General features: G+C 68.1%; 13 protein-coding genes. All 13 read right to left on the bottom strand.

Annotated features, from left to right (window positions below; genetic code table 11):
- Positions 1-15: 15 nt before the first annotated feature.
- Complete coding sequence (ftsZ, locus tag AAK988_RS10150) at positions 16-1,137, bottom strand: cell division protein FtsZ (protein WP_151431959.1); 1,122 nt, start codon at positions 1,135-1,137, stop codon at positions 16-18.
- A gap of 206 nt (positions 1,138-1,343) precedes the next feature.
- Positions 1,344-2,384, bottom strand: coding sequence for a cell division protein FtsQ/DivIB (locus AAK988_RS10145; RefSeq protein ID WP_369873679.1), 1,041 nt, complete (start codon positions 2,382-2,384; stop codon positions 1,344-1,346).
- A complete protein-coding gene (gene murB / locus AAK988_RS10140; protein ID WP_135971538.1) occupies positions 2,377-3,330 on the bottom strand; it encodes a UDP-N-acetylmuramate dehydrogenase in 954 nt (317 codons plus the stop codon). The genes AAK988_RS10145 and murB overlap by 8 nt, the downstream gene beginning before the upstream one ends.
- A 9-nt stretch (positions 3,331-3,339) precedes the next feature.
- The gene (murC, locus tag AAK988_RS10135; protein WP_242369747.1) at positions 3,340-4,722 is read right to left on the bottom strand and encodes a UDP-N-acetylmuramate--L-alanine ligase; all 1,383 of its coding nucleotides are present in this window, start codon (positions 4,720-4,722) and stop codon (positions 3,340-3,342) included.
- Between the two features lie 38 nt (positions 4,723-4,760).
- Positions 4,761-5,876, bottom strand: coding sequence for an undecaprenyldiphospho-muramoylpentapeptide beta-N-acetylglucosaminyltransferase (murG, locus tag AAK988_RS10130; protein ID WP_369880697.1), 1,116 nt, complete (start codon positions 5,874-5,876; stop codon positions 4,761-4,763).
- Between the two features lie 3 nt (positions 5,877-5,879).
- Positions 5,880-7,238, bottom strand: coding sequence for an FtsW/RodA/SpoVE family cell cycle protein (locus AAK988_RS10125; RefSeq protein ID WP_369873682.1), 1,359 nt, complete (start codon positions 7,236-7,238; stop codon positions 5,880-5,882).
- A 2-nt stretch (positions 7,239-7,240) separates the two neighbouring features.
- Positions 7,241-8,713 (bottom strand): UDP-N-acetylmuramoyl-L-alanine--D-glutamate ligase, encoded by a 1,473-nt coding sequence (murD, locus tag AAK988_RS10120; RefSeq protein ID WP_369873683.1) that lies wholly within the window; start codon positions 8,711-8,713, stop codon positions 7,241-7,243.
- 1 nt (position 8,714) lies between these two features.
- The gene (gene mraY, locus AAK988_RS10115) at positions 8,715-9,779 is read right to left on the bottom strand and encodes a phospho-N-acetylmuramoyl-pentapeptide-transferase (protein ID WP_135971622.1); all 1,065 of its coding nucleotides are present in this window, start codon (positions 9,777-9,779) and stop codon (positions 8,715-8,717) included.
- The gene (locus AAK988_RS10110; protein ID WP_160323947.1) at positions 9,779-11,281 is read right to left on the bottom strand and encodes a UDP-N-acetylmuramoyl-tripeptide--D-alanyl-D-alanine ligase; all 1,503 of its coding nucleotides are present in this window, start codon (positions 11,279-11,281) and stop codon (positions 9,779-9,781) included. The genes mraY and AAK988_RS10110 overlap by 1 nt, the downstream gene beginning before the upstream one ends.
- Positions 11,282-11,296: 15 nt before the next feature.
- A complete protein-coding gene (locus tag AAK988_RS10105; RefSeq protein WP_369880696.1) occupies positions 11,297-12,787 on the bottom strand; it encodes a UDP-N-acetylmuramoyl-L-alanyl-D-glutamate--2,6-diaminopimelate ligase in 1,491 nt (496 codons plus the stop codon).
- Positions 12,788-12,816: 29 nt separating this feature from the next.
- The gene (locus tag AAK988_RS10100) at positions 12,817-14,580 is read right to left on the bottom strand and encodes a peptidoglycan D,D-transpeptidase FtsI family protein (protein ID WP_369873686.1); all 1,764 of its coding nucleotides are present in this window, start codon (positions 14,578-14,580) and stop codon (positions 12,817-12,819) included.
- Between the two features lie 9 nt (positions 14,581-14,589).
- Positions 14,590-15,144 carry a cell division protein FtsL gene (locus AAK988_RS10095; protein WP_369873687.1) on the bottom strand — a complete coding sequence of 185 codons (555 nt, stop codon included), beginning with the start codon at positions 15,142-15,144 and terminating at the stop codon, positions 14,590-14,592.
- A gap of 114 nt (positions 15,145-15,258) precedes the next feature.
- Complete coding sequence (gene rsmH, locus AAK988_RS10090) at positions 15,259-16,215, bottom strand: 16S rRNA (cytosine(1402)-N(4))-methyltransferase RsmH (RefSeq protein ID WP_369873688.1); 957 nt, start codon at positions 16,213-16,215, stop codon at positions 15,259-15,261.
- Positions 16,216-16,235 lie beyond the last annotated feature (20 nt).

Here is a 16,235-nt window from a genome sequence, read left to right as displayed (position 1 = left end):
GGCGAAGACGGCGGCCTAGCGCTGGCGCTTCAGGAAGTCGGGGATGTAGTCCTCGTCAGCGAAGCGGTTCGCCGGAGCCGGGGCGCTGAAGGTGACCGGGGCCTGCTGAGCCGGCTGGGGAGCCGGGGGCTCGGTGGGGGCGAACAGGTCCTTGCGAGAGAAGTCCATGGACGACTGGGCCGCACCCACCTTGAAGCCGGTGGCGATGACCGTGATGCGCACAGCATCACGGAGCTCCTCGTCGATAATCTGGCCGTAGATGATGTTGGCGTTGTCGTCGGCGCAGGCCTCCACCGTGCGAGCCGCCTCGGACACCTCGGTCAGGGTGAGGTCGGGGCCGCCAGCGATAGAGAACAGCACGCGGGAGGCGCCGGCGATAGAGGACTCGAGCAGGCTGGAAGAAGTAGCCTGCTGGGCAGCATCCAGAGCGCGATTCTCGCCCGTGGAGATGCCGATGCCCATCATGGCCGTGCCCGCATCCTTCATAACCGTGCGAATGTCGGCGAAGTCGAGGTTGATGAGGCCGGGGATGGTGATGAGGTCGGTGACGCCCTGGATGCCCTGGCGCAAGGTGTCGTCGCAGATGCGGAAGGCATCGATCATGGACGTCTTCTTATCGACGATCTCAAGCAGGCGATCGTTGGGAATCACGATGAGGGTGTCGACCTTCTGAGAGAGCAGGTCGATGCCCTGGTCGGCCTGGTTGCGACGGAGGCGACCCTCGAAGGAGAAGGGCTTGGTGACGACGCCCACGGTAAGGGCGCCGATCTCCTCGCGGGCGATCTCGGCCACGATGGGGGCCGCACCCGTACCGGTGCCGCCGCCCTCGCCGGCGGTGACGAAGACCATATCGGCCTCGGCCAGAGCCTCGCGGATCTCCGCCCGGCTCTCCTCGGCGGCCTGGCAGCCCACCTGGGGGTTCGCGCCGGCCCCGAGGCCGCGCGTCAGCTCTTCGCCGATGTGGATGGTCTTGTCGGCATCGGACATGAGCAGGGCCTGACGGTCGGTATTGACCGCGATGAACTCGACGCCGCGCACACCGGCCTCCACCATGCGGTTCACCGCATTGGTGCCGCCGCCGCCAACGCCGACGACCTTGATGACCGCCAGATGCTCTCCGCCAGGGATATTCGCCATTGTTGTTTCCTCCACACTAGCTGCGTTTCAATGCTGCGTTTCAATCGTTCTTCGCGCACCGCGGACGGCACGCCCGTAAGGCCGTTCCTCCGAACGGCTTTTATGTGGGGATATTGTACACGATGAGATGCCCTTTGCAACGATGGGCGCGGCTAAAGGATTGCCCACGTCCATGAATACGACAGAACAGCCCGCGAAGGGCGCCCCTACACGGCTCGCCAGGTGGGGCGGTCGACAACGCGGACGTTGATGTAGGCCACCGTGCCCGGGTGCTCGGCCATGATGGTCAGGCAGATGCGCTCCTTGTCGCGGATGTCCTCGGCGGTGCCGAAGGCAATCTCGATGCCGTTGTCGAGGGTGAGCAGGGTAGAGGCCGCATCGGTGGCCGACACGGTCTTGACCTGCTCGGCCAGCTCAGTGGACAGGCCGTCGAGGATGGCCAGGGCGTTGCTCACATTCCCGTCGGTGCAGTAGGTGCCCACCTCGGGCGTGAGGCCGAAGGGCACGTCCTTGATGTGCAGCACGGCATCGGCGTCCTCGAAGATCTGGGGGCTGATGGATTGGCCCAGTTCCGAATCGCGGGCGGGGATCTCCATGAGCCACATGCCGTCGGAGGCAATGGCCCACATCTGGGTGGTCTTGGCGTTGTCGGCCGCCACGTCCACCACGGCGGCGATCTTGCGCTCGGTAACGGCAATTTCCAGGGTATTCGGGAAGAGGCGGCTCACGCGCACGCTCTCCACCCAGGCATCGCGCACCACGCTGTCCTCGATGGCGCCGGTGTCCACGTTGAGCAGGGTGGTGCCCTGGGGCACGGCGGCCAAGATGGCCATCTCCTCGTTGGTGAGGTGGTCGGCGCCGGTCACCTTCACCGATTCGATGGTAAAGGTCGGCGAGAAGTACAGGCAGCCGTAGGTGCCCCCAAGGAGCACGGCGGCCACTATGAGGGCCACGACGATGCGGAAGCCGCGGGAGCGTTTCGGTCGGGCGATGGTGCGAGGCGTGCCGCCTCGCCGGGCACTCCCCCGGCCCTGGTCCAGGTCGCCTAGACGCACGGAGCTCACCGAGGCGCGGCCCGAGCGTGACGGGCGGGAGCCGCCGCGGGGCGACGGCGACGAGGCGGCGCGGCCGGCCCGGGCAGGGCGTGCCGGGCGGGACGCGGCCCGCGGGGCGCGATCGGACGCCGCGACGATGCGCCGGGCCGCCCCCTTGTTGTAGCGGGGGTTGTTGGCACCGCCCCTAGCCATGGCGCTCCTCGCGACCGGGGCGCCCGGCCCCGTCGAAGCCGACGAGGCGCACCTCGGGCACGAGATCGACGCCGTAATTGGCCCGCACGCAACGGCGCACGTGCTCCATGAGGGCGCGCACGTCGGCGGCCGTGGCGCTGCCGGCGTTCACGATGAAGTTGCCGTGCACGTCGGAGACCCGCGCTCCGCCTACGCTGGCCCCCTTGAGCCCGGCCTCGTCGATAAGACGGCCCACCGAGGCGCCCTCGGGGTTCTTGAACACGCTGCCGCAGGTGGGCAGAGCCAAAGGTTGGGTCTGCTGACGCCGGGCCAGGTTCGATTCCATGCGGTCGCGCAGCTGGAAGGGGTCGGCGGGCACAGCGGCCAGCTCACACTCGAGGATGGCCTCGTCAGGTGCAAAGGAGCTGGTACGGTAGCCCCAATCGATCTCGGAGCCGCGACGTCGCAGCAGGCCCCGGCCGGGCCGGTAGGTGGTGACCGTGACGACGCGCTCGCCGATCCACTCCTCCCGGGAGCCGGCGTTCATGCACAGAGCGCCGCCGACGGTGCCCGGCGTGCCCACGGCGAACTCGAAGCCGCCGAGGTTGCGGCGGAAAGCATCCTGGACCACGGAGGACAGGGTGGCACCGGCCCCCACCATGAAGCGGCCGTCCTCGAAGCGCGAGGAGCGAAAGTCGCGGCCGAGGGCGATGACCACACCGGAGAAGCCCTCGTCGGCCACGAGCACGTTGGAGCCGCGGCCGAGCATGATCCAGGGCATGGCCTCATCGGCACACACGTCGATGAGGCCCGTGAGGGCCCCGATGGAGTTCACCCTCACGAAGAAGCGGGCCGGGCCCCCGATGCGGTAGGTGGTGTGGCGGCTCATGGGCTCGTTGGGATAGATGTCGCCGTCGAATCGGTCGTCCACGAGCAGCGACTGGAGCGGTGAGGCATGACGGGCCATGGGGCTCCCCTAGCGTCCCAGCTCGTCGACGAGCTGCGGGGCGATGGCGGTCACATCGCCGGCGCCCATGGTGATGATGAGGTCGCCGGGCTCGGCGGCCTCCACGAGGGCGGGCACCACGTCGATGCGGCGGGGCACGTAGCGGGCGCACGGGTGGCCGTGCTCGATGACGGGGGCGAGGAAGGTCTTGCCCGTGATACCCGGCACCGGCGCCTCGCCAGCGGAATAGACGTCCATGAAAGTGACGCTGTCGGCCCCGTCGAAGGCGGCGCCGAACTCGTCGTGCATCACCTCGGTGAACAGGGCTGCCCGCGAATAGCGGTGGGGCTGGAACAGCACGTGCACCCGCTTGAAGTCCAGGGCCTTCGCCGCGGTGATGGTGGCGGCGATCTCGGTGGGATGGTGGGCGTAGTCGTCCACCACGGTCACCCCGCCGGCCTCGCCGGCCAGATCGAAGCGACGGCGCACGCCGGAAAACTCCGCGAGCTTATCGGCGGCAGCGACAACATCCAGGCCGAGGGCCGCGATGAGGGTGAGCACCGCCGCGCCGTTGGCCACGTTGTGCAGGCCCGGGTTCTGCTTGATGCGGCTCGCCACCACGGTGCCGTCGGGCAGGCGCAGGGTGAAGCGCGTGCCCACCCCGGCCGTCTCCCAGCCGGTGATGCGGGCGTCGCACGCCTCGCCGAAGCCGTAGGTGGTCACGGCGCGCCCCGTGGAGCGGGCCACCTCAAGGAGGAGCGGGTCATCGCCGCACACGACGAGGGGGCCGCCCTCGCGCACGCCGGTCATGAACATGCGGAACTGGTCGCAGATCTCCTCAAGGCCCGCGTAGTGGTCCAGATGGTCGGTCTCGATGTTGGTGACGATGGCCGCGGCCGGGGACAAGTAGGTGAAGGACTTGTCGGACTCGTCGGCCTCCACCACGTAGTAGGCGCCGGCGCCGGAATGGGCGTTGGTGCCGTAGGTCCGCACGATGCCCCCGATGAGGAAGGTGGGGTCGCAGCCCATGGCATCCAGGGTACTGGCAAGCATGGAGGACGTGGTGGTTTTGCCGTGGGTGCCGGCCACGGCCAGGGTATCCAGATCTCGGCCGAGGTGTGCGAGCATCTGGGCCCGGTGCCAGATCTTCAGGCCTCGGCGGCGGGCCTCGATGAGTTCGGGGTTGTTCTCCAGAATGGCCGTGGACACCACGACGAGGGGATCGCCCTCGGGGATGTTCGCGCCGTCCTGGCCGATGAACACCGTCACGCCGGCCTCGCGCAGCTGCTTGGTGTAGCGGCTCTCCTTCAAGTCGGAGCCGCTGACTTCCATGCCCTGGTCGTGGGCGACCCGGGCGATGCCGCTCATGCCGACGCCGCCGACACCGATGAAGTGGAGCTTGTCCGTGCTCATATCAAACCGCCTTCAAGCCGTCTCTTGTTCAAACTTTGCTATTGTACAGCACGGCGGCCGCCCTTGGCCTCGGCTTCCACGACATCTGCCAACATCGCCGCCGCCTGGCCCGTTTTCCTCCCGCAGGCCGCGCGGTGCTGAGCCTCGCGCACGGCGGGGTCGTCGATGAGGGAGGCCAGGCGCTCGGCGAACAGGCTGCCGTCCAGCTCGCCGTCGGGCACCATGAAGGCACAGCCGGCCTCCACGTAGGCCCGGGCGTTGGTGGTCTGGTGGTCCGCCGTGGCGTGGGGATAGGGCACGAGCAGGGCCGGGATGCCCCGCGCCGAGATCTCGGCGAGGGAGGTGGCCCCGGCGCGGGAGACGATGGCGTCGGCGGCGGCCAGGGTCTGCCCCATGCGGTCCTGATAGCCCATGAGGCGCCAGCGACGCTCCTGCTCGGGAGTGAGGGCCAGCGCCTCGGTGACCGAGGCGAGCTCCTTGGGACCAGTGATGTGCACGATGTGGAGATGCGGCCGGGCGAGCAGCTCGTCCTTCAGGGCGCAGACGGCCTCGTTGATGTGGCGGGCTCCCAGAGAGCCGCCGAAGACCAGGAGCATGAAATCGTCCTCGGCCAGGTCGAACAGGGCGCGGCCGGCAGCGCGGTCCGCCTCGATGACCGAGCGGCGCACGGGATTGCCCGTGAGATGCACCGGCGTGGAAGCCGGCAGGTCGCAGCCGGGGCACTCGTAGGTGAGACAGAGGGCCGCCGCTTTCTTCGCCAAGTACTTGTTGGCCATGCCCATGACCGAGTTCTGCTCGTGGAGCACCACCGGGATGCCCGCCTTCTCGGCGGCCCGGGCCACGGGGATGGACACATAGCCGCCGAAGCCCACCACCACGTCGGGCTCGATCTCGCGGAACCACCGGCGGGCCTTGGCCGTGGAAGCAGCGATCTTCGCCACGCCCTTGGGCAGCGAGGCCAGGTGCGCCCGGTCGAAGCCGGAGGCCTCGAAGGAGGTGAACGGGATACCGGCGGCCGGCACGAGCCGGGCCTCCACCCCGCCGGGGGTGCCGGCGAAGCGGACGTCCCAGCCCCGAGACGCCAGCTCCTCGGCCAGGGCGAGGGCGGGATTGATATGGCCGGCGGTACCGCCGCCGGAGACGACTGCCAACATGGCTTACCTCCTGGAGGATCGGGAACGGGGCGAGGGGGCCGTCCCGCTCGGTGCCGGACGGCGGCTGCGATCGGAACTGCGAGATCCGCTCGGGCGATCGGAGCGCCCGGTGCGACCCGGGCGATCAGGGCGGCCGGCGCCGCGAGAGGGCCGCGAGCGACCCTCTTCGGGACGCTCCTGCCTCACAAGACGCAGATCGGCCCGGCGCTGCTCGTAGACCGAGGGGCCGCGCTCGGGACGGGACACCGACAAGATGAGCCCGAGCAGGATGAATGACGCCAGCATAGAGGAGCCGCCGGCCGAGATGAAGGGCAGCGGCTTGCCCGTCGTGGGAAAGACGCCGATGACACAGGCGATGTTCAAAAACGCCTGGAAGACGAGCATCACCGTGCAGCCGCCGGCCACCATGGTGCCAATCTCGTCGTCGGAGCGCTCGGCAATGGAGAGCCCGGCGAACAGGACCCCGAAGAACAGCAGCACCACGGCCATGGCCCCCACCAGACCCAGCTCCTCGCCGATGACCGCGAAGATGAAGTCGCTCTCCGAGGCGAACAGGTACTGGAACTTCTCGTGGGAATTGCCGAGGCCCACGCCGAACAGGCCGCCCTCCGAAAGGGCGTAATAGGAGCGGATGATGTTGTAGCCGGTACCGTAGCCCCCCTTCCCGTCGTTCCACGGGTCCAGGAACACGAGGCGCCCGGCGCGGTAGCCGGTGCCGAAGATGGCGATGAGACCGCCGACCACGCACACGGCGAGCACGGCGGCGATGACCTTGCGCGGGACGCCCCCCATCCACATGACGGCGATGATACCCACAGCGCAGATGACCGTGGTGCCCAGGTCGGACTGGGTGCGGTACATGATGGCGATGGGCACGATGAGGAAGATGAGCACCCGCACCATGGAGGCGCGGAATTCCACCATACCGCTGCGGTAGTCCAAAAGCAGCCGCACGGCCACGAGCAAGAAGGCGATCTTGCAGAACTCTGAGGGCTGCACGCCGACGCTGCCGATGTAGAGCCAGCGCTTGGCGCCGTAGTTGTCGGTGCCCATGACGGCCGTGGCCAGGATGAGGACCACGGCCACGGCCCAGATGACCCACAGCGCCGGCCCCACCCAGGTGCGGTAGTTCACGCGCCACAGCACTGCGGCCACGACGGAACCCACGATGACGAAGAGGAGCTGGTCGGTGAAGAAGTCGCTGGCGGGCTTGCCTGCTTCCAGGGCCTTCACCATGGAGGCGGAGAACACCATGACGAGCCCTACGAGCACGAGGGCCAAAGCGCACAAGAGCAGGAGAACACGAGGCCCCTGACTGGAGGGGCCCGAGGATGCTGCGGTCTGCCGAGAGGGACGGGCCACGCCTAGCCCTCCTCCGCCGCGGCGCGGGCGGCCACGAGGGCCTTGAATACGTCGCCGCGCTCCTCGAAGCAGGAGAACTCATCGAAAGAGGCGCAGGCGGGCGAGAGCACCACCACGTCCCCCGGCTCGGCCGCGGCCAGAGCCGCGTCGAGGGCCGCCTCCAGGGCCGGGGCACCGAATACTGGCAGGGCGGCATCGGCGAAGGCGGCGGCGAAACGCTCCCGAGCCTCGCCGAAGCAGACGACGGCCTTGGCATGCTCTTCGCAGGCGGCTACGAGGGGCGCCAGGTCAGTGCCCTTGTCGCGGCCGCCCAGCAGCACGATGGGGCGCGCGGGCAGAAAGGCCCTCAGAGCCACAAGAGTGGCATCCACATTGGTGGCCTTGGAGTCGTTGTAGCAGGCCACGCCGGCCACGGTGCCGGCAGGCTCGATACGGTGGGCCATGGGGGCGAAGGAGAGCAGCCCCTCGGCCACGGCCGCCTCCGGCGCGCCCAGGGCCAGGGCCGCCGAAGCGGCGGCCAGGGCGTTGGCCTGGTTGTGCTCGCCGGTGATCTGTAAATCGTCCACGGACACGAGTTCGAACACCGTGCCGTCCAGGGCCACGGTGAGCCTGCCGCCCGCCCCGCAGAAGGCGGCGTTGGCCGCGCCGCAGGCCGCGCGCATGTCGCCGCCCACGCCGGCGGCGGCTCCTACGGGCACATAGGCGAAGGGGAAGCCCCCCGCCGCGCGCACCTCGCGGATCCGCGCGCGAACGGCCTCGTCGCAGGCCACGAGCACCGCCGTGGCCCCGGGCACCATGCCCATGTTCGCGAGCACCTTCCACTTGGCCTGGGCGTAATGCTCGTGGCTGCGGTGCCAGGCCAGATGGTCGGGGGTGATGTTGAGTACCACGGCCACATCGGGAGCGAAGTCGCGGGTGGAGGCCAGCTGATAGCTGGACACCTCGGCCACGTAGACCTCGGCGCGGGCGGCGGCCACGGCCTTGATGCACGGATCGCCGATGTTGCCCACGGCCACGGCATCTAGGCCGGCGACCCGCAGCAGATGGGTCGCGAGGGCCGTGGTGGTGGTCTTGCCGTTGGTGCCGGTCACGGCCACCCAACGGGAGGCGGCGGCACTCTCGCGCCAGGCGAACTCCACCTCGCTGATCACCTCGGCGCTGGCGGCCTCGGCGCTGGCGTAGAAGGGCGAGAACTGAGAGATGCCGGGGCTTGCAATGCACAGGTCGTAGGCGCCCTCGATATCTTCGTGGTCGAAGAGCACCACCGCGCCGGCGGCCCGAGCCGCCTCGGCCCAGGCGAGCGAATCGTCGTTCGGGGCGCCGGCGGCCACTGCCAGGGCGTCCACGCGATCCCCCAGCAGGCCCAGACAGTACTCCGCCGCGGCCTTGCCGCTCACGCCGAGGCCCAGCACGAGCACGCGGCCGAGCCGGGCCCGGGCACGTTTGCGGTCGGCCAGGTACTCCACGGCACCCATGCTAGGCCACCGCCAGAGACGAGGCGAACTGGAGCACGAAGCCGCAGGCGGCCAGCATGCCCGACACGATCCAGAAGCGCACGACCACCTTCGTCTCGGACCAGCCCTTCTTCTCGAAGTGATGGTGCAAAGGCGCCATGAGGAAGATGCGCTTCTTGGTCTTCTTGTAGTAGAACACCTGGATCATGACCGAGAGGGCCTCGGCCACGAACAGGCCGCCGATGATGATGACGATGAACTCCACCTTGGTGAGCACGGCCAGACACCCCAGGGCCATGCCGAGGGCCAGAGAGCCGGTGTCGCCCATGAAGATGTCGGCCGGGAAGGAGTTGAACCACAGAAAGCCGATGCAAGCGCCGGCCAGCGCCCCGGCGAACAGGGCCGGCTCCAGCTGGCCGGTGCGGAAGGCGATGGCGGCCATGACGAGCATGACCACCATGACCGTGCCCGCGGCCAAGCCGTCCAGGCCGTCGGTGAGGTTCACGGCGTTGCACAGGCCCACGAGCAGGATAAGGCAGTAGGCCAGATAGAGCCAGGGAATGGAGATGCCGGCGGAATCGGTCTCGCCGCCGAGCGGGATCACCGTCGTGAGCACGCCCAGGTCGATGGTGCAGATGAAGGGGATCTCCACCGTGGGGGCCACGTCGAGCAGGTTCACGGCGCAGAGCACGAAGATGCCGGCGATGAGAAACTGACCGACGAGCTTCGCCTTGGGCGTGAGGCCCAGCGAACGCTCATGGGCCACCTTGGAGGCGTCGTCGATGAAGCCGAGGATGCCCGTGGCCAGCGTGGCTCCCAGCAGCAGCCACAGCTCCACAGTGGGGGCGCCCACGGAGGCGAGCAACGTGAAGGCGATGACCGCCACCAGCATAATGACACCGCCCATGGTGGGGGTGCCCTGCTTCACGAGGTGGCTCTGCGGGCCGTCGGCCCGCACCTGCTGGCCGATGTGGCTCGATTTCAGGAAGCGGATCCAGGCGGGCATGAGCACCATGGTGAGCACCATGGCGAGCACCACCGCGAGGAAGACCATGAACGTGGGGTAGGCGGAGAAGAGCGAGAACATTAGCGGACCAATCCTTCGACGACACGGTTGAGCCCCATGAAGTGGGACGCTTTCACGAGCACGGCATCGCCGGGCTCGAGCAGGGTATCAAGTTCCTCCAGCACATCGGCCACCGTGGCGGCCCGGCTGATGCGGGCGGCGTCCATGCCGGCCGCGGCGGCGCCCTCGGCGATGGACGCCGCGAGCTCGCCCACGCAGATGAGCTTATGGAGGCCCGCCTCGGCTGCCGCCGCGCCGACGCCGGCGTGGCACGGCTCGGCGAAGCTGCCGAGCTCGCCCATGTCGCCGAGGACGGCGATGCGCCGACCCGCTACGTCGGTGGCAGCGAAGGTGGCCAGAGAGGCCCGCATGGAATCGGGGCTCGCGTTGTAGGCGTCGTTCACGATGGTGAAGCCGCCCCGGGCGGCGATGACCTCCTGGCGCCCCGGCTCGGGCACGGAAGCGCCCAGAGCCGACGCGATGGTCTCCAGATCCAGGCCGAGGGCGAAGCCCACGGCAGCAGCGGCCACGGCGTTATCCACGTTGTGGGCCCCGGTCAGGGCCAGGGCGCAGCGGCAGCGCTCCACGGGGGCGAGCAGCGACAGATCGCCCTCGTCGGCGCGGTCGCGAGCGCACAGGGTAAAACAAGGGCGCCCCTCGGCGTCCAGGGCCACATCCTCGGCCCAGACCACCTCGTCGCAGGCCACGGCCTCCCGCTCGTAGAGCTCGACGGCGGCCCCGTCGGGGTGGCCGTCGAAGCCGGAGAGGGCCACGGGCCGCTCCCCCAGACGCCCCGCGTCCATGAGAATGCCGAGGGCGGGGCTGTCCAGGTTGAGGAAGGCGCGGCCCGTGCCGGCGGGCAGGGCCGCGAACAGCTCGGCCTTGGCCCGGGCGATGTTCTCCCGGCTCCCGAGCAGCTCGATATGGCTCTCCCCCACATTAGTGACCAGGCCCCAATCGGGGCGCACGAAATCGCAGAGCTCGGCGATCTGGCCCATGCCGCGCATGCCCATCTCCACCACGACCACGGCGGTCTCCGGATCGGCGGCCAGCAGGGTGCGGGGCACGCCCAGTTCGTTGTTCTGGTTGCCGCGGGTGGCCACGGTGGATCCGAAAGCGGCGCACACGTCGCGCACGAGGTTCTTCGTAGTGGTCTTGCCCACCGAGCCTGTCAGTCCGATGATGCGGCCGCGCAAATGGCCGCGCCATTCCCGGGCCAGATCGGTGATGGCGCTCGCGGTGTTGGCCACCTCGATAACGGCGGCCCCCATTTCCCGGGCCAGCAGACAGGCGGGGCGCCCGGGACTCTGCATGACCAGGGCGCCGGCGGCTCCGGCGCGCAGGGCCGCTTCCACGAAGTCGTGGCCATCCACGCGCTCGCCGGGCAGGGCCACGTACAGCCAGCCCGGCTGCACTTCGCGGGAATCCCAGGTAATGCCCGTCATGAGAGCACTGGGATCAATGGCATCTACGAGAAACTGGCCGCCGGTGCATGCTGCGATTTGCTTTGCGTTGAGGCGCACGCGGCATCCCTCCCCTTAATCGTTCTCCGTCTCGCCGAAGGCGCGGATGAGCTCCTCGGCGGCCACCTGGCGATCATCGAAGGCGAGCACCTCGTCCCCCACCAGCTGGTAGTCCTCGTGTCCCTTGCCGGCGAGCAGGATGGCGTCCCCCGGCTCGGCGGCGGCGATGGCGGCGGCGATGGCGGCGCGGCGGTCGGGCTCCACGATGAAGCCCTCGGCGCCCTCCATGCCCGCCAGAATGTCGTCGATGATGGCCCGCGGATCCTCGTGGCGGGGGTTGTCGCTCGTCACCACGGCCAGATCGGCGGCCAGGGCGGCCTGGCCCATGATGGGGCGCTTGGTTGCATCGCGGTTGCCGCCGCAACCGAAGACCACGATGGTGCGGCCCGCGCTGAGGGCCTGGATGGAGGCGATGGCCTTGGCCAGGGCGTCCGGCGTGTGGGCATAGTCCACGTACACGGTCACCGGAGCTGCGGCCGGGGCCGGCACCTGCTCCAGGCGCCCGGGCACCGGCGGCATGGTGGCCAGGGCCCGCACGATGACATCGGTAGGGATGCCGAGGGACAGGGCGCATCCGAAGGCGGTCATGACGTTCTCCAGATTGAAGCGGCCCACGAGCGGGTAGATCACCTCGACGCGGGCACCGCGCACTTCCAGAGTGGCCACGGTGCGCGTGGCCTCGAAGGCCACCTCCAACGGGTGGATCTGAGCAGTCGTATCGAAGCCGGTGGTGATGACCTCGTCGCCGGCCTCGGTGCAGCGGCGCAGGAGCTCGCGGCCCCAGGCTCCGTCGATGTTGATGACCCGGCGGGCCGGGTAGGCCGCCGAGAACAGCAGGGCCTTGGCCTCGAAGTAGTCGTCGAAGGTATGGTGGTAGTCCAGATGGTCCTGGGTGAGGTTGGTGAAGGCAGTGACGGCGAAGTCGGTGCCCCAGGTGCGCTTGAGATCAAGGGCGTGCGAGCTCACTTCCATAGTCACCACGGTGCAGCCGGCATCGCGCATCCGCGCGAACAGCTTCTGCAGATCGGGAGATTCCGGCGTCGTATGGTCGGACTTCTCCACGATCCCGGCAATCTTGTTGCCCACGGTGCCGATCACGCCGCAGCGGTTGCCCGCCACCTCGGCGATGTGCTCCACGAGGTAGGTCGTGGTGGTCTTGCCATTGGTGCCCGTAATGCCCACGAGGGAGAAGCCCTCCGAGGGATGGTCGTAGAAGGCTGCCGCCGCGCCGGCCATGGCCTTGCGGGAGTCGGCCACCACCACCTCGGTCACGTCAGTGGCATCGGCCAGGTACACCTTGCGTTCGGCCACGAGCGACGTGGCGCCCCTATCGATAGCGTCCTGGGCGAAGGAGTGCCCGTCCACCACATTGCCGACGATGCAGAAGAACATGTCGCCGGAACAGACGGCGTCGCTGCGGAAGGCGAGCCCCGCCACCTCCTCGCTACCGTCGCCGATAATGGTGCATTCCATTCCTTGGAAAAGCTCTGCGCAGGTCTTGGTCATGGCGTGGTATTCCTCTGGCGTCGTGGGACTTACTTCGCTTCGTCCGTGGTGATGTTGTACTGCTTCACGGCATTGGTCATTATATCGTTAAAGATTTTGGTGGTCTGGCGCATCCCGTAAACCTCGTTGGCTCCTACAAAACAAACTAATTTGCTGGAGGAGTTGTCGATGAAGCCGCAGAAGCCGAGGTTGTACACATCCTTCTTGTAGCCGCCCTCCTCCGAGGCGATCTCGGCCGTTGAGGTCTTGCCGCACACCTCGTAGCCGGGGATGTCGGCCTTGACGCCGGTGCCGTCGGTGACCACCGAGCGCAACATGGAGCGCAGATCGCGCAGGGCCTCGGCATCCTCGGTCACCGTCTCCTCGGGCCATTCGGCCACTTCACCGCTCTGGGGCTTGGAGATGAGGAAGTGGGGCGTGACCATGACACCGTCGTTGGCCACACAGCCGTAGAAGCGCACCATCTGCAACGGGGTCACGGAAATGCCCTGGCCGAAGCTGATGTTATAGCCGACGATCTTGCCCCACTGGTTGAAGTCGAGCACGCTGCCGCCTCCCTCGCCGGGGTAGTCGATGCCCGTGGCCTCGGTGAGGTGGTAGCGTTTGATGGCGTCGTTCAGGTACGGGAAGCCCGCGTTCTCCATGGCCAGGGAGATGCCCACGTTGGAGGAGTGGTTCAGAATCTCGCGCAGGGAGTAGGTGGCCCCCTCGCGCTCATGGGAGTCGGACACGTCGTAGTCGTTGGCCGAGATGGTGCTCGGGCAGAACATGGTGGTCTCAGGTCCCATGGCCTTCGATTCCAGAATGGCCATGGCCGACACCGATTTGAAGGTGGATCCGGGCTCGTAGGGCTGGGTGATGGCCTTCACGTGCTCGCTGCCCACCTCCGATTCGGCCATATTGTTGGGATCCATGTAGGGCAGAGAGCAGGCCGCGTACACCTCGCCGGTGGCCGCGTCCATCACCAGGGCCGAGCCCTCGTCGGTCTCCACTTCCTCCACGCCGTCCGCCAGCGCCTGCTCCACGGTGTCCTGAAGCTTGATGTCCAGGGAGATCATGATATCGGTGCCGTCGATGGCGGCCACCTCCTCCTTCACTCCGCCGGGGATGGGGAAGCCCTGCTCGCCGCGCTCGCCGACGTAGCGGCCCGGCGTGCCGCAGAGAATGTCGTTGTACTGGAGCTCCAGGCCCGTGATGCCCTCGCCGTCGGCGTTGCAGAAGCCAATGACCTGGGCCCCCACCGAGCCGTGGGGGTACTCGCGCCGCGTGTCGGCGATGAAGTAGATGCCGTCGAGCTTGAGCTCCTTCACCTTGTCGGCCGCCTCCACGTCGGCCTGGCGCTTGATGTAGACGAAGGTGGTGCTCGGCGTGGAGAGCAGCTCCTGGTAATCGGCCGCCTCTCCCCCGAGGATGCCGGCCAGGGCCTGGGCCTCGGCCGCCGCATCGGTCACCTCCACGGGGTTCGCGTAGATAGTGGTGGCGTCCACTGAGGTGGCCAGCACAATGCCGTTGCGGTCGTAGATGGTGCCGCGGCGCGGCGTGGTGTCGAAGCTCACGGTGCGCGATTCCTCGGCCTGGGCCGCGTACTGGTCGGCAACGATCACCTGGAGAAACACGAGCCGGAAGAAGAAAATGGCCACGAGGGCGGCGAAGGCCACGAGGAGCACCTGGGCCCGGCTTGTGATGGGGGGCAGCGCCGCACCGATTGCCGCAGCGCCCTGGCGCAACGGATCAGAGGCGCCGAGGCCGGCGCGCGACGGAGCGTCGCGATGATCGCGGGGAGCGCGGGCCATGAAAGGCGCCTAGCGGGCGGCCGCCGCGGCGGCGACGGAGTCGGACAGGGACAGATTGCCCTCGGCGTCTACGGAGACGACATCGTCGGGCAGGGTGATCTGGTCGGAGTACTCGGCCGTGGGGGCGGCCATACCGAGGGAGGCGGCCTGGGCCTTGATGCGCGAGGGCTTGGAGAGCACGCTCTGAGCCACTTCCAAATCGCTGCCCTCGGTGCGGGCGGTCTCGATATCGTGCTCGATGACCTTGGTCTCCAGGGCGCAGGCGGCCGTAGCAGAGGTGATGGCCACGCGGCCCACGGCGATGACGGCGATGACGATGCACGCCACAGCGCAGATCTTCGCAAGGGAGAGGACCGCCGCCGACAGGCCCTCCTCCACCGAGGCGCGCCGGCCGGCGCCGGGCACCACCGATATGGAGGGCCCTTCCTCGTAGACGGGCAGGGCCTCGGCCACCGAGGTGGCCACATAGCGGGCGCCCTGGTAGCGGGAGGCCACGGAAGCGGCCCCGCGGGCAGAACGGGAGGAGGGGCGCCCCGCAGAGCGGGACGAGATTGCGGCGCTCATGGGGCTCCTCCTTTCCGTCCTTGGGCCTCTAGGCTATACAAGCCCGATGACTGTGTCCTCGGGCTTGTCGGTCAATCCATTCGTTTCAGCGGGTCTTCCCAGGTGGCAAGGCCCTTAGCGCTTCCGCGCCACACGCAGCTTCGCGCTGCGAGCCCGCGGATTCCGCTCAATCTCCCCAGCTTGGGGCAACTGGGGCTTTCGGGTGACGAGGTCGAGTATCGGCTTTTTGCCACAGGCGCACACCGGCAGCTCCGGCGGGCAGGTGCAGCGCTGCGCGAAATGCGCGAACGTGTCCTTCACGATGCGGTCCTCCAGGGAGTGGTAGCTGATCACCACGATCATGCCGCCCGGATTAAGCCAGCGGACCGCCGCGTCCAAACCGCGACGCAGGACGGTCAGCTCCGAGTTGACTTCGATCCGGAGGGCCTGGAACGTGCGCTTGGCGGGATGTCCGCCGGCGCGCCGGGCCGAGGCCGGGATGGCGGCCTTGATGAGGTCGACCAGCTGCCCACTCTCTTCGATGGGAGCCTCCTCGCGGGCCTTCACGATGAAGTCCGCGATGCGGCTCGCCCATTTCTCGTCCGAGTAGGCGCGAATGATCCGAGCGAGATCTGCTGCGTTGTAGGTGTTGACGATCTCTGCTGCGGTAAGGGTTTGTTTGCCCGGATCCATCCGCATGTCGAGCGGGCCGTTCTCCTTGAAGGAGAAGCCGCGTGATTGCGTGTCGATCTGCACTGAGGAGACACCGAGATCGAACAGGATGGCGTCGATGCCCGGAATCTCGCAGGAGCACAGAAGCTCGTCGAGGTCTCCGAAGTTGCCGCGCAGTAAAGCCAGCTCGGGACGATCCGCCGCCGGGATCGATTCCAGTTTCTCGGTGGCGCTTGCGAGGGCCACCTCGTCCTGGTCGATACCGATGAGCAGTCCGTCGCGCCCCAGCTTGCGAGCGGCCTCGAAGGAGTGCCCCGCAAAGCCGAGCGTCGCATCGACGAAGATCGGATGATGGTCCAGATCCAGGTAGTCGATGCACTCGGTCAGAAGAACAGGTATGTGCCGATATTCCCTTGTCATGGTTCTCTCGCCTTACGCTC

Origin of the sequence: Adlercreutzia muris (genome assembly GCF_041223505.1) — a bacterium.
GTDB lineage: Bacteria > Actinomycetota > Coriobacteriia > Coriobacteriales > Eggerthellaceae > Adlercreutzia > Adlercreutzia muris.
This window is presented reverse-complemented; position numbering and strand designations above follow the sequence as displayed.